This window comes from Pseudomonas sp. WS 5503 (assembly GCF_012985385.1).
Taxonomy (GTDB): Bacteria; Pseudomonadota; Gammaproteobacteria; order Pseudomonadales; family Pseudomonadaceae; genus Aquipseudomonas; species Aquipseudomonas paracarnis.
Window position 1 is genome coordinate 319,098 of the sequence record NZ_JAAQWI010000002.1, and the last position, 19,127, is coordinate 338,224.

At 59.9% G+C, this 19,127-nt stretch carries 19 protein-coding genes and 1 pseudogene; 7 read left to right on the plus strand and 13 right to left on the minus strand.

The window, feature by feature from the left end:
• Positions 1-56: 56 nt before the first annotated feature.
• Positions 57-296, minus strand: coding sequence for a hypothetical protein (locus tag HBO10_RS07225; RefSeq protein ID WP_080757756.1), 240 nt, complete (start codon positions 294-296; stop codon positions 57-59).
• Between the two features lie 278 nt (positions 297-574).
• Between HBO10_RS07225 and HBO10_RS07230 the strand changes: the two genes are divergently transcribed.
• Together HBO10_RS07230 and HBO10_RS07235 are read left to right on the plus strand one after the other, a co-directional pair.
• Entirely contained in the window at positions 575-1,951 is a 1,377-nt protein-coding gene (locus HBO10_RS07230) for a glutamine synthetase family protein (protein WP_003195252.1), read from the plus strand.
• A 229-nt stretch (positions 1,952-2,180) separates the two neighbouring features.
• Positions 2,181-2,810, plus strand: a complete 630-nt coding sequence (locus HBO10_RS07235) for a TetR/AcrR family transcriptional regulator (RefSeq protein WP_019817784.1) — start codon at positions 2,181-2,183, stop codon at positions 2,808-2,810.
• A 122-nt stretch (positions 2,811-2,932) separates the two neighbouring features.
• Here HBO10_RS07235 and HBO10_RS07240 read toward each other — a convergent pair whose 3' ends face one another.
• The 8 genes from HBO10_RS07240 to HBO10_RS07275 all read right to left on the minus strand — a co-directional run bounded on the left by HBO10_RS07240 (position 2,933) and on the right by HBO10_RS07275 (position 10,185).
• On the minus strand, positions 2,933-3,148 hold the full coding sequence (locus tag HBO10_RS07240; protein ID WP_003176783.1) for a TOBE domain-containing protein: 216 nt from the start codon (positions 3,146-3,148) through the stop codon (positions 2,933-2,935).
• Between the two features lie 19 nt (positions 3,149-3,167).
• Positions 3,168-3,974, minus strand: coding sequence for an aliphatic sulfonates ABC transporter ATP-binding protein (ssuB, locus tag HBO10_RS07245; protein WP_032902254.1), 807 nt, complete (start codon positions 3,972-3,974; stop codon positions 3,168-3,170).
• Positions 3,971-4,756, minus strand: a complete 786-nt coding sequence (gene ssuC / locus HBO10_RS07250) for an aliphatic sulfonate ABC transporter permease SsuC (RefSeq protein ID WP_003195258.1) — start codon at positions 4,754-4,756, stop codon at positions 3,971-3,973. Before ssuC ends, ssuB begins: the two co-directional genes overlap by 4 nt.
• A 9-nt stretch (positions 4,757-4,765) precedes the next feature.
• Complete coding sequence (gene ssuD, locus HBO10_RS07255) at positions 4,766-5,914, minus strand: FMNH2-dependent alkanesulfonate monooxygenase (RefSeq protein WP_003195260.1); 1,149 nt, start codon at positions 5,912-5,914, stop codon at positions 4,766-4,768.
• Positions 5,915-5,940: 26 nt separating this feature from the next.
• The gene (locus HBO10_RS07260; protein WP_169921960.1) at positions 5,941-6,909 is read right to left on the minus strand and encodes a sulfonate ABC transporter substrate-binding protein; all 969 of its coding nucleotides are present in this window, start codon (positions 6,907-6,909) and stop codon (positions 5,941-5,943) included.
• 97 nt (positions 6,910-7,006) lie between these two features.
• Entirely contained in the window at positions 7,007-7,600 is a 594-nt protein-coding gene (gene ssuE, locus HBO10_RS07265) for an NADPH-dependent FMN reductase (RefSeq protein ID WP_014720392.1), read from the minus strand.
• 328 nt (positions 7,601-7,928) lie between these two features.
• Positions 7,929-8,567, minus strand: coding sequence for a peroxiredoxin (locus tag HBO10_RS07270; protein WP_034128997.1), 639 nt, complete (start codon positions 8,565-8,567; stop codon positions 7,929-7,931).
• Positions 8,568-8,841: 274 nt separating this feature from the next.
• The gene (locus HBO10_RS07275) at positions 8,842-10,185 is read right to left on the minus strand and encodes an OprD family porin (RefSeq protein WP_034128998.1); all 1,344 of its coding nucleotides are present in this window, start codon (positions 10,183-10,185) and stop codon (positions 8,842-8,844) included.
• A gap of 370 nt (positions 10,186-10,555) precedes the next feature.
• On the opposite strand from HBO10_RS07275, the gene tauA reads away from it, so the two are divergent.
• On the plus strand, positions 10,556-11,542 hold the full coding sequence (tauA, locus tag HBO10_RS07280) for a taurine ABC transporter substrate-binding protein (protein ID WP_034128999.1): 987 nt from the start codon (positions 10,556-10,558) through the stop codon (positions 11,540-11,542).
• A gap of 113 nt (positions 11,543-11,655) precedes the next feature.
• On the opposite strand, the gene argA is transcribed toward tauA, so the two are convergent.
• The gene (argA, locus tag HBO10_RS07285; protein WP_003195273.1) at positions 11,656-12,954 is read right to left on the minus strand and encodes an amino-acid N-acetyltransferase; all 1,299 of its coding nucleotides are present in this window, start codon (positions 12,952-12,954) and stop codon (positions 11,656-11,658) included.
• Positions 12,955-13,087: 133 nt separating this feature from the next.
• On the minus strand, positions 13,088-14,236 hold the full coding sequence (gene argE, locus HBO10_RS07290) for an acetylornithine deacetylase (protein WP_034129000.1): 1,149 nt from the start codon (positions 14,234-14,236) through the stop codon (positions 13,088-13,090).
• A 158-nt stretch (positions 14,237-14,394) separates the two neighbouring features.
• Here argE and HBO10_RS07295 point away from each other — a divergent pair, with 158 nt between their 5' ends.
• Positions 14,395-15,762 carry a CYTH domain-containing protein gene (locus tag HBO10_RS07295; protein WP_060763926.1) on the plus strand — a complete coding sequence of 456 codons (1,368 nt, stop codon included), beginning with the start codon at positions 14,395-14,397 and terminating at the stop codon, positions 15,760-15,762.
• Positions 15,763-15,773: 11 nt separating this feature from the next.
• On the opposite strand, the pseudogene HBO10_RS31245 reads toward HBO10_RS07295, so the two are convergent.
• A pseudogene (locus tag HBO10_RS31245) lies at positions 15,774-15,884 on the minus strand (outer membrane lipoprotein carrier protein LolA); the annotation flags it as partial.
• Positions 15,885-15,889: 5 nt separating this feature from the next.
• Positions 15,890-16,360 carry an Lrp/AsnC family transcriptional regulator gene (locus tag HBO10_RS07300; RefSeq protein ID WP_003195279.1) on the minus strand — a complete coding sequence of 157 codons (471 nt, stop codon included), beginning with the start codon at positions 16,358-16,360 and terminating at the stop codon, positions 15,890-15,892.
• 127 nt (positions 16,361-16,487) lie between these two features.
• Between HBO10_RS07300 and HBO10_RS07305 the strand changes: the two genes are divergently transcribed.
• From HBO10_RS07305 to HBO10_RS07315, 3 genes are all read left to right on the plus strand, one after another.
• Complete coding sequence (locus HBO10_RS07305) at positions 16,488-16,826, plus strand: hypothetical protein (RefSeq protein WP_014720398.1); 339 nt, start codon at positions 16,488-16,490, stop codon at positions 16,824-16,826.
• A gap of 79 nt (positions 16,827-16,905) precedes the next feature.
• On the plus strand, positions 16,906-18,603 hold the full coding sequence (locus HBO10_RS07310) for a GspE/PulE family protein (protein ID WP_034129002.1): 1,698 nt from the start codon (positions 16,906-16,908) through the stop codon (positions 18,601-18,603).
• 78 nt (positions 18,604-18,681) lie between these two features.
• Positions 18,682-18,996 (plus strand): DUF2388 domain-containing protein, encoded by a 315-nt coding sequence (locus tag HBO10_RS07315; protein ID WP_003176799.1) that lies wholly within the window; start codon positions 18,682-18,684, stop codon positions 18,994-18,996.
• Positions 18,997-19,127: the final 131 nt, after the last annotated feature.

The following is a 19,127-nucleotide window of genomic DNA, read 5'->3' on the forward strand; positions in this document are numbered from 1 at the left end:
TGGCATCCATTAAAGGCCAGGCGTTGGTTGACGCAGCATCCGCGTCGTTTTTTCATTCAGGGTAGGAGCTTACCTGCCATTTGCCCATGGGTTGCATTCCTCAGGCCAAAGTTGTGCGCAATTATGATCGGCACGGCGGATGAGGGTCGCTCAGCGGCGTCGGAGATGGCAAAAAAGAGATCGGCCGGGCCGTCAAGAATATTGGCCGGTGCCTGGGCATTCACGCGGGGCGAACGAACTGCGGACAACGCCTGGCTGGAGCAGGCAGAGACGCCGATTGGCGGCAGGTGAAACATGAAGCACCCCGGTATTATTGCTGTTATGGGTTTGAATCGAGCTTAGCCTTGTTCATTTTTTTACACAACACCCCCGTAAAAAATCCTACACGGCCCGCTCAAGCCTGCAGGTCCCAAGCCCCTCAAACCCAAAAAATCGCCCCAAAACCCCGCAAAAAAGGCTTTGTGGCGCTTTTTTAGGGCAAAAAATGCCTCGCTTGACTTCGGCAGGCCGTTCGGGTTGACTGAAACCAGAAAAGATCAATGATTGATATTTTTAACAACAAAGGTGTTGCATCATGTCGGTACCCCCGCGTGCCGTTCAGCTTAACGAAGCGAACGCGTTCCTTAAGGATCATCCTGAGGTTCTGTACGTAGACCTTCTAATTGCGGATATGAATGGTGTGGTGCGCGGTAAGCGCATCGAACGCACCAGCCTCCACAAGGTTTACGAGAAGGGCATTAACCTGCCTGCCTCTTTATTTGCCCTGGATATCAACGGCTCTACGGTGGAAAGCACCGGCCTGGGCCTGGACATCGGTGATGCTGACCGAATCTGTTATCCAATCCCCGACACCCTGTGCAATGAACCCTGGCAAAAGCGCCCCACCGCGCAACTGCTGATGACCATGCACGAACTTGAAGGTGAACCTTTCTTCGCCGATCCGCGCGAAGTGCTCCGCCAAGTTGTCACCAAGTTTGACGACCTCGGTCTGACCATCTGCGCCGCTTTCGAGCTTGAGTTCTACCTGATCGACCAGGAGAACGTGAACGGCCGCCCACAACCGCCCCGCTCGCCGATCTCCGGCAAACGCCCGCACTCGACACAGGTCTACCTGATCGACGACCTCGACGAATACGTCGACTGCCTCCAGGACATTCTGGAAGGTGCCAAGGAGCAAGGCATTCCGGCCGATGCCATCGTCAAGGAAAGTGCCCCGGCGCAGTTCGAAGTGAACCTGCACCACGTCGCCGACCCGATCAAGGCCTGCGACTACGCGGTACTGCTCAAGCGCCTGATCAAGAACATCGCCTACGACCATGAGATGGACACCACGTTCATGGCCAAGCCTTACCCAGGCCAGGCAGGCAACGGGCTGCACGTACACATTTCCATTCTGGACAAGGACGGCAAGAACATCTTTGCCAGCGAGGATCCCGAGCAGAACGCCGCATTGCGTCACGCGATCGGCGGTGTGCTGGAGACCCTACCCGCCCAAATGGCGTTCCTGTGCCCCAACGTCAACTCCTACCGTCGTTTCGGCGCACAGTTCTACGTGCCGAACTCGCCGTGCTGGGGCCTGGATAACCGCACCGTGGCGATTCGCGTACCCACCGGCTCGTCCGATGCCGTGCGTATCGAACACCGTGTGGCTGGCGCCGATGCCAACCCTTACCTGCTGATGGCCTCGGTATTGGCGGGCGTACACCACGGCCTGACCAACAAGATCGAGCCGAACGCTCCAGTGGAAGGCAACAGCTACGAGCAGAACGAGCAGAGCCTGCCGAACAACCTGCGCGATGCGCTGCGTGAGTTGGACGACAGCGAGGTGATGGCCAAGTACATCGATCCTAAATACATCGATATCTTCGTCGCCTGCAAGGAAAGTGAGCTGGAGGAGTTTGAACACTCCATCTCCGACCTTGAGTACAACTGGTACCTGCATACCGTGTAAGCGGTTGCTGCAATAAAAGAACGCCGCTGATTTTGATCAGTGGCGTTTTTTTATGGGTTTCTACCGGTAGACCGAGTTGGCCTCTTCGCGAGCACGCCCGCTCCCACAGGGGTCGGGTTTCAACTTTGGAATGCAGTTAAATGTGGGAGCGGGCTTGCTCGCGAAGGCGGCTTGGCAGACAACACAGATTCCTGCTCATACAATGCCTGCTGCCTTGTAGGAGACATCCATGACCACCCGCCCCGCCACTGTTCGCAAACCCCGCGCCCGCAGCCAGGCCCGGATCGACGCGATCCTCGACGCCGCCCGCACCTTGCTGGCCGCCGAAGGTGTGGCCAGTTTGTCGATCTACAGCGTGGCCGAACGAGCACAGATACCACCGTCATCGGTGTACCACTTTTTCGCCAGTGTGCCGGCGTTGCTGGAGGCGTTGACCGCTGACGTTCACGCAGCCTTTCGCGCCGCCATCCAGGCGCCCATCGAGCATGAATCGCTCAAGCATTGGCGCGACCTGTCCTACATCGTTGAACAACGCATGCTCAGCATCTACAGCAACGATGCCGCGGCGCGCCAGTTGATCCTGGCCCAGCATGGGTTGACCGAAGTGACCCAGGCCGATCGCCAGCATGATCTGGAATTGGGCGACTTGATGCTGGCGGTGTTCAATCGCCACTTTGAAGTGCCAACGCTACCAAGCGATGTGGATGTGTTTGCCCTGGCACTGGAGTTGAGCGACCGCGTGTACGCGCGCTCGGTGCATCAGCATGGGCTGATTACGCCGCGCATGGCGGAGGAAGGGATGCGGGTGTTTGATGCGTATGTGGGGCTTTATTTGCCGGCCTATCTGCCCAAGCGCTGATCGTTCCCACGCTCTGCGTGGGAATACATCCGGTGACGCTCTGCGTCACCTTTGGCACAGCGGGACGCGGAGCGCCCCAGGCGGCATTCCCACGCAGAGCGTGGGAACGATCAGTGGGGTTATCACAACTTGGCAATCGACACCTCAGTGGATTTCACAAAGGCAATCACTTCACTGCCGATCACCAGCTCCAACTCCTTGACCGAACGGGTGGTGATTACCGAGGTGACAATGCCGGACGCGGTCTGCACGTCAATTTCCGACAGCACGTCGCCGACCACGATTTCCTTGATGGTGCCTTTGAACTGGTTACGCACGTTGATGGCTTTAATAGTCATGGTGTTTTTCCTGTGTGAGTTATTGAGCCCAACGCAATTGCGTCGGCAGCGGTGAAACAGGTTCGGGTTCCGGTGGGGAACCGGGTAGCGACAGCACGCGGTTGAGCACTTCGGCTTCCAGCGCGGCCAGGCGGTGTGAGCCACGGGCCCGTGGGCGTGGCAGGTCGATGTTCAGGTCGAGGCCGATTTCGCCGTTTTCAATCAGAATCACGCGGTCGGCAATCGCCACGGCTTCGCTGACATCGTGGGTCACCAGCAACACCGTGAAACCGTGCTTGCGCCACAGGTTTTCGATCAGTTGCTGCATCTCGATGCGGGTCAGGGCATCCAGTGCGCCCAGCGGCTCATCGAGCAGTAACAGGCGCGGCTGATGGATCAACGCCCGTGCGAGTGCCACGCGCTGTTTCTGGCCACCGGACAACGCCGCCGGCCATTCATTGGCGCGCTCGGCCAGGCCAACCGCTTCCAGCGCATCCAGCGCTTTGGGCCGCCAGTCGCCCTTGAGGCCCAGGCCGACGTTATCGATGATCTTCTTCCATGGCAGCAAGCGCGCCTCCTGGAACATCAACCGCGTATCTTCAATCGCTTCGTGCAGTGGCGCGGAGCCGGCCAGCAGCTCGCCGCCACTGGCTTTGTCCAGCCCCGCCAACAGGCGCAGCAAGGTACTTTTGCCGCAACCACTGCGACCGACCACGGCCACGAACTGCCCCGCGGGAATATGCAGGTCAATCTCTTTGAGCACTTCGCGGGTACCAAAGGCCTTGCGCAATTTGCGCACTGCCAGAGGGATGCCCTTCAACAGACGCGGAGGTTGTTGAGCCGTCATGCTGCGCCTCCTTTGACTTGGTACGCCGGGTGCCAGCGCAGCCACACACGTTCCAGCCCGCGGGCTGCCAGGTCTGCCAGTTTGCCGAGGATGGCGTACATGACGATGGCCAGCACCACCACGTCGGTTTGCAGGAATTCACGGGCATTCATCGCCAGGTAACCGATGCCGGAACTTGCCGAGATGGTTTCCGCCACGATCAACGTCAGCCACATGAAGCCCAGGGCAAAGCGCACCCCAACCAGGATCGACGGCAGCGCGCCCGGCAGGATCACTTGCCAGAACAGGCTGAAACCGGACAAGCCATAGCTGCGCGACATTTCCACCAGTGCCGGGTCGACATTGCGGATGCCGTGGTAAGTGTTCAGGTAGATCGGGAACAAGGTACCCAGGGCCACCAGGAAAATTTTCGCAGTCTCATCAATGCCGAACCACAGGATCACCAGCGGAATCAGCGCCAGGTGCGGCACGTTGCGAATCATCTGCACCGAGCTGTCGAGCAAGCGTTCGCCCCACTTCGACAAGCCGGTAATAAAGCCCAGGGCCAGACCGATGCTGCCACCGATCACAAAGCCCAGGCCGGCGCGCCAGCCGCTGATGGCCAGGTGCGTCCAGATTTCGCCGCTGACCACCAGGTTCACCCCGGCTTCGATCACCGCACTCGGCGCTGGCAGAATGCGCGTCGACAACCAACCCGCCGACACCGACAACTGCCACACCGCCAGCAATAAGATCGGCAGCACCCAGGGCGCCACGCGATGGCTGATTTTTTCTAAGTCCATAACGGCGCCTCAGCTCTGTGACGCAGCTTTGGGAAGGATGTCGTTGGCAACCATCTCGCCAAACGGGCTGACGTAGCCGGCGCTTTTTGGCAGCTCGGGACGTTCGATATCCAGGTGCGGGAACAACAGCTCGGCGACCCGATACGACTCTTCCAGGTGTGGATAACCGGAGAAGATAAAGGTATCGATACCCAGGTCCGCGTACTCCTTGACCCGCGCCGCAACCGTTGGGCCATCGCCCACCAGCGCCGTCCCTGCGCCGCCACGTACCAGGCCGACGCCGGCCCACAGGTTGGGGCTGACTTCCAGGTTGTCACGGCTACCGCCGTGCAAGGCTGCCATGCGTTGCTGGCCCACCGAATCGAAGCGCGCCAAGGACGCCTGGGCCCGGGCGATGGTCTCGTCGTCCAGGTGGGAGATCAGTTTGTCGGCGGCTTTCCAGGCTTCGTCGTTGGTTTCGCGCACGATCACATGCAAGCGAATGCCAAAGCGCACCGTGCGTCCCAGTTTTGCAGCCTTAGCGCGTACCTGCGCGATCTTTTCCGCAACGGCTGCCGGCGGCTCGCCCCAGGTCAGCACCATCTCGACCTGTTCGGCCGCCAGGTCCTGGGCGGCTTCGGAGGAACCCCCGAAATACAGCGGCGGGCGTGGTTGTTGAATCGGTGGGTAGAGCAATTTTGCGCCTTTGACGCTGATGTGCTCGCCGTCGTAGTCCACGGTCTCGCCTTCCAGCACACGGCGCCAGATGCGGGTGAATTCCACCGACGCCTGGTAGCGCTCTTCATGGCTCAAGAACAATCCGTCGCCAGCCAGTTCTTCCGGATCGCCACCGGTGACCAGGTTGAACAGCGCACGGCCACCAGACAGGCGATCCAGGGTCGCGGCCTGACGCGCGGCCACGGTTGGGGAGATGATCCCAGGGCGCAGGGCAACCAGGAATTTCAAGCGCTGGGTCACTGGGATCAGCGAGGCGGCCACCAACCACGAGTCTTCGCAAGAGCGACCCGTAGGGATCAACACCCCGCCGAAACCCAGGCGGTCAGCAGCCTGGGCCACTTGTTGCAAGTAACCGTGGTCGACAGCGCGGGCGCCTTCGGCGGTGCCAAGGTAATGACCGTCGCCGTGGGTGGGCAGGAACCAGAAAATATTGAGGCTCATGGAGTTGTCTCCTGAATGAAGTCGGATTACGGCGCTTTGGCAACCGCAGCGGGTGGCGTCCAGATCACGTCCTTGATGCTCAAGGGCTTGGGGATCAATTTGAGTTGGAAGAAGCTGTCTGCGATTTTCTGCTGGGCGGCGACCACTTCCGGGGTCAGGAACAGCGCGCCGTAGCCCTGGCGTTTCACCGATGTGAGGGTGATATCTGCCGGCAGGCCGAGCAGTGGGGCGACCTGCTCAGTCACTTCCTGCGGGTTGGCCTTGGACCATTCGCCTACCGCACGCACCTCTTCCACCAACGCCTTGATCACTTGCGGGTGTTGTTCGGCGTAGGGTTTGGTGGCCAGGTAAAACTGATGGTTGTCGGCAATCCCGGTGCCGTCTCGCAGGGTGCGCGCTTGCAGTTGCTTCTCGGCGGCGGCCTGGTACGGGTCCCAGATCACCCAGGCGTCCACGCTGCCACGCTCGAACGCAGCACGGGCATCGGCGGGGGGCAGGAACACGGTCTTTACGTCGGTGTAGTTGAGGCCGGCATCTTCCAGGGCACGCACTAGCAGGTAGTGCACGTTGGAGCCTTTGTTGAGCACGACCTTTTTACCCTTGAGCTCGGCCACCGATTTGATCGGCGAGTCCTTGGGCACCAGGATCGCTTCGCTGGTAGGCGCGGGTGGTTCGTAGGCGACGTAGAGCAGATCGGCGCCAGCCGCCTGGGCAAACACCGGTGGGGTTTCGCCGGTAACGCCGAAGTCGATGGAGCCAACGTTCAGGCCCTCGAGCAATTGCGGGCCACCGGGAAACTCGGTCCACTGCACCTGCACGCCTTGGTCGGCCAGGCGCTTTTCCAGGGTGCCCTTGGCCTTGAGCAGCACCAGGGTGCCGTACTTCTGATAACCGATCCGCAAGGTCTCGGCGGCTTGGGCTTGAACGATGGCGCCGAGGGACACAGCCGCAGCAAAGAGTGCGACCAGACCACGACGCAAGATGACAGTGCGCATGGCGCTCTCTCCAACTGTGCGATTAGGGTTTTGGCTGCACCTGCTTGGCCGTTGTCGGCTGAGTAAGGTGAGTGCTTCCAGCTTTTCGGGGTGAGGCTCAGATGCTCCAGCGAGCACTCAACAAACGTTCATTCAATACGTCAGGGTCCAGCGGTTTTGGCCGGCGCGCCATGGCGCTGTAGAGCTGCTCCAGGGCTTCGTGCAGACGCTGTTCGAGTACCGGCACCAGTTGCGCCTGCACGCTGCCTTCGCCATAGGCGATCTGGCTGTCTTCGGCAAAAATACCGTGGAGCAATTCCTGGGCCTTGAGGGCCGACAGCACCGGCTTCAGGGCGTAGTCCACCGCCAGCATGTGGGCGATGCTGCCGCCGGTCGCCATCGGCAGCACCACCTTGTGGGCCAACGCACGCTCCGGCAGCAGGTCCAGTACGGTCTTCAACGCCCCGGAAAACGACGCCTTGTACACCGGCGTGGCAATCACAAGGCCGTCGGCATTGGCGACTTGTTGCAGCAGGTCGATGACCTTGGGGCTGTCGAAGCGCGCATGCAGCAAGTCTTCAGCCGGGAAGTCCCGTACCTGGTAACTCACCACTTCCACGCCCTGCTGTTGCAGCCACTGACGGGTTTTATCCAGCAAGACCCCAGAGCGGGACCGCTGGCTGGGACTGCCTCCAAGTGTTACGACCAGCATGCAGGAGATTCCTTGAGCAAGTGTCGGCGGTTCGCTGTACGGCGATGGCGCCAAGATGGGATAGACCTTATCAGCAGATTTATATATCTATAAATCTTATTTATTCATTTGTTTATTCCATAAAAACATAAGCGATTGATCAATCCCCAGGCAAAAAAAAAGGCCGTGGAAACGGCCTGAAAACCCCTGCTGTGAGTCAGTGCTTTTTGGTAGGAGCGAGCTTGCTCGCGAAAAACTCACAGGCGCCGCGTTCATTCAGGAAGCACGCGTTATCGTTGACGTTTTTCGCGAGCAAGCTCGCTCCTACAGAGGGATGGTCCGTGATGCCTTAACGATTGGGTTGTGGGGTAAGACGCAGGTACGGCTTCACCGCGCGATAGCCCTTGGGAAAGCGTTTCTTGATATCTTCCTCGTCCTTGAGTGACGGCACGATGACCACCTCATCCCCATCCTGCCAGTTGGCCGGTGTTGCCACCTTGTGGTTGTCGGTCAGCTGCAGCGAGTCGATCACCCGCAGGATTTCATGGAAATTACGCCCGGTGCTCGCCGGGTAGGTGATGGTCAGGCGGATCTTCTTGTTCGGGTCGATCACAAACAAGGAGCGCACGGTGAGGGTATCGCTGGCATTCGGGTGGATCAGGTCGTAGAGGTCCGAGACCTTGCGGTCGGCGTCGGCCAGGATCGGGAAGTTGACCACGGTGTTCTGGGTCTCGTTGATGTCTTCGATCCACTTGTGGTGCGAGTCCACCGGATCTACCGACAGGGCGATGGCCTTGACGCCACGCTTGGCGAATTCATCCTTGAGCTTGGCGGTAAAACCCAGCTCGGTGGTGCACACCGGCGTGAAGTCCGCAGGGTGGGAAAACAGCACACCCCAGCTGTCGCCCAGCCATTCGTGGAAGCGAATCTTGCCGGCGCTGGAATCCTGTTCAAAGTCGGGGGCGATATCGCCCAGTCTTAGGCTCATGGTGTGGCTCCTGATGAGTGCTTATGGAGCCCACTGTGCATGGATTTTTTGTGATTTAAAAAGAATAACTATCGATTTATCTAGACGATAAAAGAATATTAAAAATCAGTTCATTGGACTTGGGAACGGCCTGAGGCCAACATCGCCTTCAAGGTTCGAGAAGGCCTTGAGACGCTGCAAAAAAGAGGGATTCAGGAAGGGCTTGCGGGGGTTGAGCCCGACTTGAATAGCAAGACACCTTGCCCGGCATTGCGCCGGGCAAGGTTTTACAGTCTTACAACAGCGGGATCGAGTAGCTGACGATCAAGCGGTTTTCGTCCTGGTTACGCGCGTTGGCGATGTCGCTGCGCCACATAGCGTTTTTCCACGCCACGCCGACGTTCTTCAGCGGACCTTCCGGTACGACGTAGGCAACAGTGATGTCACGCTCCCACTCGGACTGGCCGGTGAACTCGGTACGGTTGCTGGCGACGGTGTCGATATGATCACCTTTCAGGTAAACCACACCGGCGGTCAGGCCAGGCACGCCGACTTTGGCGAAGTCGTAGGAGTAGCGAGCTTGCCAGGTACGCTCGCCGGCACGGGCGAACTTCTGGATTTGCATGTCGGTGGTGATGTAAGCCGACGAGCCGTCACCCTGGTTCAGCCAAGGGAAGTCGCTGCTGCCGTTGCTGACCTGGTAACCGCCACCGAAGGTGTGGCCGGCAACCGAGTACAGGAACAGGCCGCTGTACAGGTTGTTGTCGACTTTGCCACGGCCGGAGTTCACGCCGCTGTAGTTGCCCGTCGAGAAGTAAGCGGACTGGTTGCCGTTGTTACCATCGTCGGAGCTGTTGAAGTAGCGCAGGTCAGACTTCAGCACGCCAGGACCAATGGCCCAGTTGTGGGTCAGGCCCAGGAAGTGTTGCTTGTAGAAATCTTCCAGGTTGCCGTAGTAGTACTGGGCGGTCAGATCCTTGGTGATCTTGTAGTCGCCACCGGCGTAGTAGAACTTGTTGCTCGAACGCCAGTTCACACCACGGCTGTTGGCGCCGGAGATGGACAGGCTTTCGTTGTTGCTGGAGTTACGGCCCTTGGCCTTTTCGATCTGGCCAGCAACCAGGGTCAGGTCCTTGATATCGCTGGAGGTGATCTGGCCACCCTGGAAGGTTTGCGGCAGCATACGACCATCGTTGGTGACGATGACTGGCAGCTTGGGCTGCAAGGTACCCAACTTCAGTTCGGTTTGAGAGATCTTGGCCTTGGCAGTCAGGCCCAGGCTGGAGTAGTTATCAACGGCTTCGCCATTGGACTTGCTCGGGAAGATCGTGCCACCGTAGGAGCTGGCAGTCGCGCCGTTGGTGCCACCGCCGGAATCCAGGCGAACACCCAGCAGGCCGATAGCGTCCAGACCGAAGCCGACGGTGCCTTGGGTGTAACCGGAGATGAAACGCAGATCGAAGCCTTGGCCCCACTCTTCGTTGCGGCTCGGGTTGGCCGTGCCTTCGCGGTTATCGGTGTTGATGTAGAAGTTACGCAGGCCCAGTGTGGCCTTGCTGTCTTCGATGAAACCGGCAGCGCCTGCTTGCTGGGCGATTGCGCCCAACGTTACAGCCACAGCCAAGGTGGACTTCTTCATGTACCGCTCCTCTCATTTCTAATTTTTGTATTTCTTTGGTCTCGGGTCTGACGCCCTCGATCCACAGATGCGCGATTAGCGCCAGATAGTGACCACCAAGTCAATCGTAACCTTGTGTGTCTACTACCTTCGTCTAATCGCAGTTGATTTGGTCCCTGCAGGGTAATGAGTTTTTCATACACCCAAAAAGAATTATTTCATTCTTTTTCATACGATCCAGGAATAAGACTTTCCGTGAAGCTGGCCGGTCAGGATAGACGCGCCGCTCCATAAGCTAATTCCTAAAGGGTATTTACTGATGCTTTTTTAGATCGATTAGTGTTGCCGTACGGTTGCATACGTCACTCACGATCAAAAAGGCGACGCCATCATGGCCAAACGCACATCCTCCCGTCAATTTGTTACAGTTTTTGTATCGCTATTACTTTCTTTTGGTGTCAATGCCGCCGACCTGACGGTGGGCTACCAGACCGGCATCGATCCCAGCAAGGTTCCCCAGGCCGACGGCCTGTACGAAAAAGCCATCGGCGAAAAAATCGCCTGGCGCCGCTTCAACAGCGGGCCAGAGGTAGTCACGGCCATCGCTTCGGGTGATGTACAAATCGGCAACCTCGGCTCCAGCCCGCTCGCGGCGGCGGCCTCGCGCAACCTGCCGATTGTGGCGTTTATCGTATCGGCACAGATCAACGCTTCTGAAGCCTTGGTGGTGCGCAACGGCAGTGGCATCGATAAACCCCAGGACCTGATCGGCAAAACCATCGCCACGCCGTTCGTCTCGACCTCCCATTACAGCCTGCTCGGCGCGCTGAAACACTGGGGTCTGAACACCCAGCAAGTCAAAGTGGTGAACCTGCAACCGGCCGAAATCGCCGCCGCCTGGAAGCGTGGCGATATTGATGGGGCTTTTGTGTGGTCCCCGGCCTTGGGTGAAATCCGCAAGAGCGGCAAGACCCTGACAGACGCGGCGCAGGTGGGCCAATGGGGCGCGCCGACGTTTGAGGTGTGGGTGGCGCGCAAGGATTTTGCGCAAAAACATCCTGAGGTAGTGGCCAAGTTCGCCAAAGTTACCCTGGATGCCTTTGCCGACTATGCCGCCCACAAAGACAGCTGGACGGTGGATTCCGAGCCAGTGCAGAAAATCGCCAAATTGACAGGTTCAAATGCGGATGACATTCCGGAACTCTTGGCCGGTACGACGTTTCCGGATGCGCAGGCACAGCAAACCGCTGCGCTGCTCAAGGGCGGCACGGCGAAGGCGATTGAGGAGACGGCGAAGTTCTTGAAGGAACAGGGGAAGGTGGAGACGGTGCTGCCGGATTATTCGGCGTATGTGACCGACAAATTCATCACACAATAAATACAGTCTTCGGTGGGAGCTGGCTTGCCTGCGATACCAGCAACTCGGTCCTTCAGATAAACCGAGGCGCCACTATCGCAGGCAAGCCAGCTCCCACACAGAGCCGTACTCTTTTACAGGGCCTTTTCAAAGATCTTGGAGTTGCGCTGATAGTTGTACAGCGACGCTCGCGCCGACGGCAGGCGGTCCACGCTGCTGGGTACAAAGCCGCGTTCGCGGAACCAATGGGCCGTACGGGTGGTGAGTACAAAGAGGGTTTTCAAGCCTTGGGCGCGTGCCCGGGTCTGGATGCGTTCGAGCAATACATCGCCTCGCGCGCCGTGGCGGTACTCCGGGTTCACTGCCAGGCACGCCAACTCCCCCGCATCCGAATCCGCGATCTGATACAGCGCCGCGCAGGCGATGATCATACCTTCGCGCTCGACCACGCTGAACTGTTCGATCTCACGCTCCAGCACTTCCCGCGAACGGCGCACCAGAATGCCCTGCTCTTCCAGCGGGCTGATCAGGTCCAGCAAGCCGCCGACGTCTTCAATCGCCGCTTCGCGCACCAGTTCGAATTGTTCCTGGGCCACCAGCGTACCGCCACCATCGCGGGTGAACAGTTCGGTAAGCAAAGCGCCATCTTCGGCGTAGCTGACGATATGGCTGCGCCCTACTCCACCCCGGCAGGCTTCGGCAGCGGCATCGAGCAGTTCGGCTTGATAGTTGCTGCCCAGGCGTTGCAGGTGCGCGGGTACTTGTTGTGGGCGCAATTCACGCACCAGGCGGCCGTTCTCATCGATCAGACCGGGATCGGCGCCGAACAGCAGCAATTTGTCGGCGCCCAGGTCGATGGCGGCGCGGGTGGCGACGTCTTCGCAGGCCAGGTTGAAGATCTCGCCGGTGGGCGAATACCCCAGGGGCGAGAGCAGCACGATAGAGCGCTCATCCAACAGGCGGTTGATGCCCTTGCGGTCAACCCGGCGCACTTCGCCGGTGTGGTGGTAGTCCACGCCTTCCAGCACGCCAATTGGCCGTGCGGTGACCAGGTTGCCGCTGGCCACACGCAGGCGCGAGCCCTGCATCGGCGATGACGCCATGTCCATGGACAAGCGCGCCTCGATGGCAATGCGCAAATGACCCACCGCGTCGATCACACACTCCAGCGTCGCAGCATCGGTGATGCGCAAGCCTTCGTGGTAAGCCGGGGTAAGGCCGCGTGCTTCAAGGCGGGTTTCGATTTGCGGGCGCGAGCCATGCACCAGCACCAGGCGCACACCCAGGCTGTGAAGCAGCACCAGGTCGTGGACGATATTGCCGAAGTTGGGGTGGTCCACACCATCGCCGGGCAGCATGACCACAAAGGTGCAGTCGCGGTGGGCGTTGATGTAGGGCGAAGCGTGACGAAGCCAGTTGACGTATTCGGGCATAACACCTGGGCCTGTAATAAAAAGCAGCCAAATAAAGGATCAATCGTGAAAGCGCACAGCGGCTGATGGTTATCGTCGGAACAGGCTTGGCGACACGCTCACTCTCCTTATGTACGAATGGGCAGGGGTTAATTTATGCAGGTTTCAGGCAGTAGTGTTCGATCAGTTCCCGCAATAGACGCACTGTAGGCGTCAAGCGTGACATTTCAAGGTACTCGCCAGGCTGGTGGGCGCAGGCAATGTCGCCAGGGCCGAGCACCAGGGTTTCGCAACCAAGGCGCTGAAGATAAGGCGCTTCGGTGCCGAACGCTACTGCTTCGGCACGATGACCGGTCAAACGCTCCGCCACCCGCACCAACTCGGCGTCTTCGGGCTGCTCAAAGGGTGGCACTTCGGGGAACAACGGCGCGTAGTCGATCTTGACCTTATGCCGCTCGGCCAGGGGTTCGAGCTTCTGGCGGATCGCGGCGCGCAGCACCTCGGGGTCCATGCCCGGCAGGGGTCGCAGGTCGAACTCCAGGGAGCACTGGCCGCAGATGCGGTTGGGGTTGTCGCCGCCGTGAATGCAGCCGAAGTTCATCGTCGGCTGCGGCACGCTGAATTGCGCGTTGCGGTACTCGCGCTGCCAGGCCAAGCGCAGGCCGCGCAGTTCGCCGATGGCGTCATGCATGGCTTCCAGGGCGCTGTGGCCCAGGCTGGGGTCCGACGAGTGGCCACTGCGCCCGAGGATCTCGATGCGTTCCATCATCACGCCCTTGTGCAGGCGGATCGGCTTGAGCCCGGTCGGCTCGCCGATCACCGCTGCACGACCTAATGGGCGCCCCGCCTCGGCCAGCGCACGGGCACCGGACATAGAGCTTTCCTCGTCACAGGTGGCAAGGATCAACAGCGGTTGCTTGAAGGGTTGGTCCAGCAGCGGCAACACCGCGTCGATAACCAGTGCGAAGAACCCCTTCATGTCACAACTGCCCAGTCCTACCCAGCGGCCGTCGACTTCCGTCAGCTTGAGCGGGTCGGTGTTCCACAGCGCCGCGTCATACGGCACGGTATCGCTATGTCCCGCCAACACCAAGCCACCGGGGCCGCTGCCGAAACTGGCCAACAGGTTGAACTTGCCGGGGCTGACTTGTTGGATATCGATGGCAAAGCCCAGGTCGCCCAGCCAAGCGGCGAGCAGGTCAATCACCGGGCGGTTGCTCTGGTCGAGAGACGGCTGGGTGCAGCTCACCGACGGCGCGGCGATCAAGGCGGCGAACTGCTCTTTCATGGACGGTAACGGCATGCGCGGTCTCCCAACTTCCCGGATGAACCTCACTATAGAGGCATCTGCGCAACACAATAAACCGTTGCGGCACGTTGCCGGGCTCAGTCCTGTACACTGCACGACCTTGGCAGCCACACTTTTCCCCGGCTGCGCTCCCGATCCTGGATTTTCCGGCCATGCAGAAAGAAACCGAAATCAAGCTACGCGTCAGCCGCGAAACACTCGCCGCGCTGCGTGAGCACCCGTTACTGAAAAAACGCAACAAAAGTGGCTGGGAACGCCGTGAGTTGATGAACCAGTACTTCGACACCCCCGAGCGTGACCTGGCCCAGGCCAAGGTTGCCCTGCGCCTGCGCAAGGACGGTGACGACATCATCCAGACCCTCAAGACCCGCGGCCAAAGCGTCGCCGGCTTGTCGGAACGCAACGAATACAACTGGGGCCTGCCCAAAGCCAAGCTCGACGTGAAGAAACTCGATGGCGAGTGCTGGCCCGAGCAACTGGCCGAGCTGGACAAAAAGACTCTCAAGCCGATCTTCACCACCGACTTCGTGCGTGAACGCGCCGAAATCGCCTGGGGCCGTGGCAAGGCCAAGGTGGTGATCGAAGCCGCCCTGGACCTGGGCCATGTGGTGGTCGGCAAGCAGAAAGAAGAAATCTGCGAGCTGGAACTGGAACTGCGCGAAGGCGAACCGGCGGCCCTGCTGGAACTGGCCGCCGAGCTGGCCGCAACCCTGGCCCTGATGCCGTGCGACATCAGCAAGGCCGAACGCGGCTATCGCCTGTATGACGCCAGTAGCTATTCCCTGAGCCTGCCGGCGCCACAGATCCACGCCGAAATGCCATTGGACGACGCCTTCGCCGCGATCCTGTGGCACCTGCTGGGCAGCAGCCAGCGCCTGGCTGAGCAATACCGCTTCAATGGCCACTGGCGCCTGTTGCAGGACTGGGTCGAGAACCTCGGCGAGTTGCGCGCCCTGATCGGCAGCCTCGGCCAGGCCGCGCCACGCCAATCCACCAGCGAACTGCGCAGCACCCTGGATGCGTTGCTGGAAGACTGGCGCCCGCTGGTCCAGGCCGGTGACGACGATGAAGACATTCGCAAAGCCGCGCCGGAACAGTTCATCGAAGAGCTGCAAGACGTGCGCTGGGGCCTGTTCTCACTCAACCTCTCGCGCTGGCTGCTGGCTCGCACCTGGACGGCCGAACGTAACGTGCGCGGCAACCGCCAGGGCGCTGCGCAAATTACCAACTGGCTGCCACGCCTGTTGGCCGACGACGCTGTCGCCCTGCAACTGCAGCGCTACCAGCAACAGCCGGAAGACCTGGCCGAGCAACTGCCGCGCATCGAACGCATCCAGGCCTGGCTGCACCATGCGCGCCATGTGGTGGACATTCCTGAGCTGGACCGTTTGTACGGCGAGCTGAACAAGCTGGCGCACCTGGCCAACCAGCCGATTACCGATGAATCGCTGGATGCGCGTATGCACCAGGCGATTGCGGTTTATCAGAATCGTGCCTGGAAGACCCTTCTGCGCCTGTAAGTCACTCTACCTGTAGGAGCGAGCTTGCTCGCGAAAAACCCGAGAGCGATGTGGGGAGCCAGGCTTCCCGCGTTATCGTTAACGATCTTCGCGAGCAAGCTCGCTCCTACAGTCAATGGCATGCCTGTCAGCGCAATACTGGCAGGCTGGTGGTGGACTTGATCTCCGACAGCGCCACAATCGAGTTGACCTCCTGAATCCCCGGCACCATCGACAACTTCTCGAAGAAAAACCGCTCGTACGCCTCGATATCCGAGGTGACGATACGCAGCAGAAAATCCACCGCCCCCATCAGCACATAGCACTCCAACACTTCCGGGAACCCGCGAATCGCCTCGGTGAACTCGGTGAAATTGGAGCGACCGTGGGCGTTGAGTTTGACCTCGGCGAAAATCTGCGTGTTGAGCCCGATTTTCTTGCGGTCCAGCAGGGTGACCTGGCCGCGGATCACGCCCTCCTCCTTGAGCCGCTGAATACGCCGCCAGCATGGCGACTGCGACAGGCCGACCTGCTCGGCAATCTGTGCACTGGAGAGCGAGGCATCCTCTTGCAGCAAGGCCAGGATGCGGCGGTCGTAGGCGTCCAACTCACTGTGCATAAAAGTACCCATGAATAGGCTTATCTTGAATTGTTCTGGTCGATTTATCGCCAAACAGGCTTATTTTAGATAAGAAATCTCCCCAGGCGAATGTAAAAATTTCTCCAGTCTAAACTGGAGAGTCAGCATGCATGCCGTCGAAACCGCCTACCCCGCCACCCGCGTCGATGCGTGGGCCGCCAATAGCAGCCACTGCCAGGCGCACTATCGCATCGTCGCCGAGGCTGAACCGGACGTGCTGTGCCGGGTGCTGAACTACTTCGCGCTGCAATTGCTCACGCCCACCCAGGTCAGCATGAACCGGGAAGCCGACCTGCTGAGCATCGATATCGTGATGACCGGCCTGAGCTGGCACCGCGCCCAGGTGATCGGTGAAAAGATTCGAAACCTGATCAGCGTCTGCACCCTGGAACTGTGGTCCGCTGATTCCGAGCGGCCTCAAGCGCTGGCGGCGATGGCGCAGTAAAAACCGGCAATACAAGCGCCAGCAGGATCTTCAGCGGCTGGCTAGCCTGGGATTACCCCCACGCCCCAGGAAAACCTGCATGCCCGTCGCCACTCACGATCACCCCTTGGAACTGCAGCAATTATTGCCGGCGTTGGTCGAGCAAGGGCTGATCACGGCGCAGGCGGCGCAAAAGGTGGCGCCAGCGTCCGGCAGCCAGCATCCCTTGGAATGCATCGCAGCCCAGGGCCCTTGTCTGGAGACCTTGATTCAATGGCTGGCCCGGCAGGTCGGCCAGCCTTACCTGCGCATCGACCCATTGAAGATTGATGTGGCGGCCGTGGTGCCCTTGATGTCCCACGCCTTTGCTCAGCGCCACGGCATTCTTGCAGTCGCGGTGGATGCCCACAGCGTGACGGTCGCCAGTGCCCAACCCCATATCACCACTTGGGAAGCCGGGCTGTCCCAGGTGCTCAGACGCACGATCAAGCGCGTGGTTGCCAACCCCAGCGATATCCAGCGCGGTATCAACGAGTTTTACCGTTTAGCCAAGTCCGTCAGCGGTGCGGATCAAAAAATGACGGCGCCTGGCAATGTCGACTTGCTCAGCCTCGGCGCCAGCGACAAGGAGCCGGACGCCAACGACGCGCATATCGTCAACATCGTCGACTGGCTGCTGCAATACGCCTTTGGCCAACGAGCCAGCGACATCCATATCGAGCCCTGCCGCGACCAGGGTCGGGTGCGCTTTCGCATTGATGGGCTGCTGCATGACGTCTATCAATTTCCCCCGCAGGTCACCATGGCCGTGGTCAGCCGCCTGAAAAGCCTGGGGCGAATGAACGTGGCCGAAAAACGCAAACCCCAGGATGGCCGCGTCAAGACCCGGAACCCTGCGGGTGTCGAAGTGGAATTGCGGCTTTCGACCCTGCCCACGGCATTCGGCGAAAAACTGGTGATGCGAATTTTCGACCCACAGGTGCTGCTCAAGGATTTCGACCAGTTGGGTTTGTCCAGCGCCGACCAGCAACGCTGGCACGCCATGACGCGACGCACCCACGGCATCATCCTCGTCACAGGCCCGACCGGCTCAGGCAAGACCAGCACCCTCTACACCACCCTCAGGCAACTGGCGACCCGCGAGGTCAACCTGTGCACGGTGGAAGACCCGATTGAAATGGTCGAGCCGGCCTTCAACCAGATGCAGGTCCAGCACAACATCGACCTCACGTTCGCCAGCGGCATCCGCGCCCTGCTGCGCCAGGACCCGGACATCATCATGATCGGCGAAATCCGCGACCAGGAAACCGCAGAGATGGCTATCCAGGCCGCGCTGACCGGGCACCTGGTTTTCTCGACCTTGCACACCAACGATGCACCCAGCGCCATCAGCCGCCTGCAGGAACTGGGCGTTGCTCACTATTTGATCAAAGCCACGCTCATAGGGGTGATGGCGCAGCGCCTGGTGCGGCTGCTGTGCAGCCATTGCAAGCGCCCGCTGGGCCAGGAGGACGCTGACGGCTGCGAAGCCGTCGGCTGTGCGCAATGCCGTGACAGCGGTTATCGAGGCAGGGCCGGGCTGTATGAAATCATGCTCATGGACCCGGCACTCCAAGCGCTGGTCACCCCGGGCGCGGACGTACAAGCGCTGCGCCGTGAGGCACTGGCGCAGGGCATGAGCAGCCTGCGCATGGCCGGCGTCGAGAAAGTGAAGGCCGGCCTGACCACGATGACGGAGGTATTGCGGGTCACGCCAGGGGATTCAGAAACAAATTCTTCGGGTTTGATCGAGTACTGAAACTGTTTAGTCAGTGATGGAACTGGATCGGGTTAACTACAATCAAAACGTACAGATAACCCACCGGAGTCACCCATCATGCGTCTCAAATATGCTGTCGCAACCCTCGCTGTGCTTTCCCTACCTGTCGGCTCAGCCATGGCCGATAGCTTCTGGCGTAATGTCATCTCGTCGGGCGCCACCACTGGCTCGACTTACCTGACCTTCAAGGACCACAAGCTGGTGGTCGCCGCCCAGGACGACGCGGGCAGCTTCGTCGCCAGCGACGGCGGCATTCGCGGCCCGTATCTGGAAGCGGCCATGCAGAAGGTCCGCGCCGATAACCCTGGCCTCCAAGCCACGGACATGGAACTGGCTAACGCCATCCTGGCGAAGAATGCTGTAACCGAGTAACAACTGCCCTCATAAAAAATGCCGCTTTCTCAAGCGGCATTTTTTTGCCTGCTGCATGACGAATCGTTCATGGATGACAGGCTATATTCAGTCTCAGCGTGCAACCATGCCCTACTGACTCGTCTATCTTT

Bases quoted from the DNA above. Each gene is read 5' to 3' on its own strand.
- tauA (WP_034128999.1), top strand. From the start codon at position 10,556: ATGGCCAAACGCACATCCTCCCGTCAATTTGTTACAGTTTTTGTATCG.
- HBO10_RS07240 (WP_003176783.1), bottom strand. From the start codon at position 3,148: ATGACTATTAAAGCCATCAACGTGCGTAACCAGTTCAAAGGCACCATC.
- HBO10_RS07230 (WP_003195252.1), top strand. From the start codon at position 575: ATGTCGGTACCCCCGCGTGCCGTTCAGCTTAACGAAGCGAACGCGTTC.
- HBO10_RS07225 (WP_080757756.1), bottom strand. From the start codon at position 296: ATGTTTCACCTGCCGCCAATCGGCGTCTCTGCCTGCTCCAGCCAGGCG.
- HBO10_RS07270 (WP_034128997.1), bottom strand. From the start codon at position 8,567: ATGAGCCTAAGACTGGGCGATATCGCCCCCGACTTTGAACAGGATTCC.
- HBO10_RS07310 (WP_034129002.1), top strand. From the start codon at position 16,906: ATGCCCGTCGCCACTCACGATCACCCCTTGGAACTGCAGCAATTATTG.
- ssuD (WP_003195260.1), bottom strand. From the start codon at position 5,914: ATGAGCCTCAATATTTTCTGGTTCCTGCCCACCCACGGCGACGGTCAT.
- HBO10_RS07305 (WP_014720398.1), top strand. From the start codon at position 16,488: ATGCATGCCGTCGAAACCGCCTACCCCGCCACCCGCGTCGATGCGTGG.
- HBO10_RS07295 (WP_060763926.1), top strand. From the start codon at position 14,395: ATGCAGAAAGAAACCGAAATCAAGCTACGCGTCAGCCGCGAAACACTC.
- ssuB (WP_032902254.1), bottom strand. From the start codon at position 3,974: ATGACGGCTCAACAACCTCCGCGTCTGTTGAAGGGCATCCCTCTGGCA.
- argA (WP_003195273.1), bottom strand. From the start codon at position 12,954: ATGCCCGAATACGTCAACTGGCTTCGTCACGCTTCGCCCTACATCAAC.
- argE (WP_034129000.1), bottom strand. From the start codon at position 14,236: ATGCCGTTACCGTCCATGAAAGAGCAGTTCGCCGCCTTGATCGCCGCG.
- ssuC (WP_003195258.1), bottom strand. From the start codon at position 4,756: ATGGACTTAGAAAAAATCAGCCATCGCGTGGCGCCCTGGGTGCTGCCG.
- HBO10_RS07275 (WP_034128998.1), bottom strand. From the start codon at position 10,185: ATGAAGAAGTCCACCTTGGCTGTGGCTGTAACGTTGGGCGCAATCGCC.
- HBO10_RS07300 (WP_003195279.1), bottom strand. From the start codon at position 16,360: ATGCACAGTGAGTTGGACGCCTACGACCGCCGCATCCTGGCCTTGCTG.
- HBO10_RS07315 (WP_003176799.1), top strand. From the start codon at position 18,682: ATGCGTCTCAAATATGCTGTCGCAACCCTCGCTGTGCTTTCCCTACCT.
- HBO10_RS07235 (WP_019817784.1), top strand. From the start codon at position 2,181: ATGACCACCCGCCCCGCCACTGTTCGCAAACCCCGCGCCCGCAGCCAG.
- HBO10_RS07260 (WP_169921960.1), bottom strand. From the start codon at position 6,909: ATGCGCACTGTCATCTTGCGTCGTGGTCTGGTCGCACTCTTTGCTGCG.
- ssuE (WP_014720392.1), bottom strand. From the start codon at position 7,600: ATGCTGGTCGTAACACTTGGAGGCAGTCCCAGCCAGCGGTCCCGCTCT.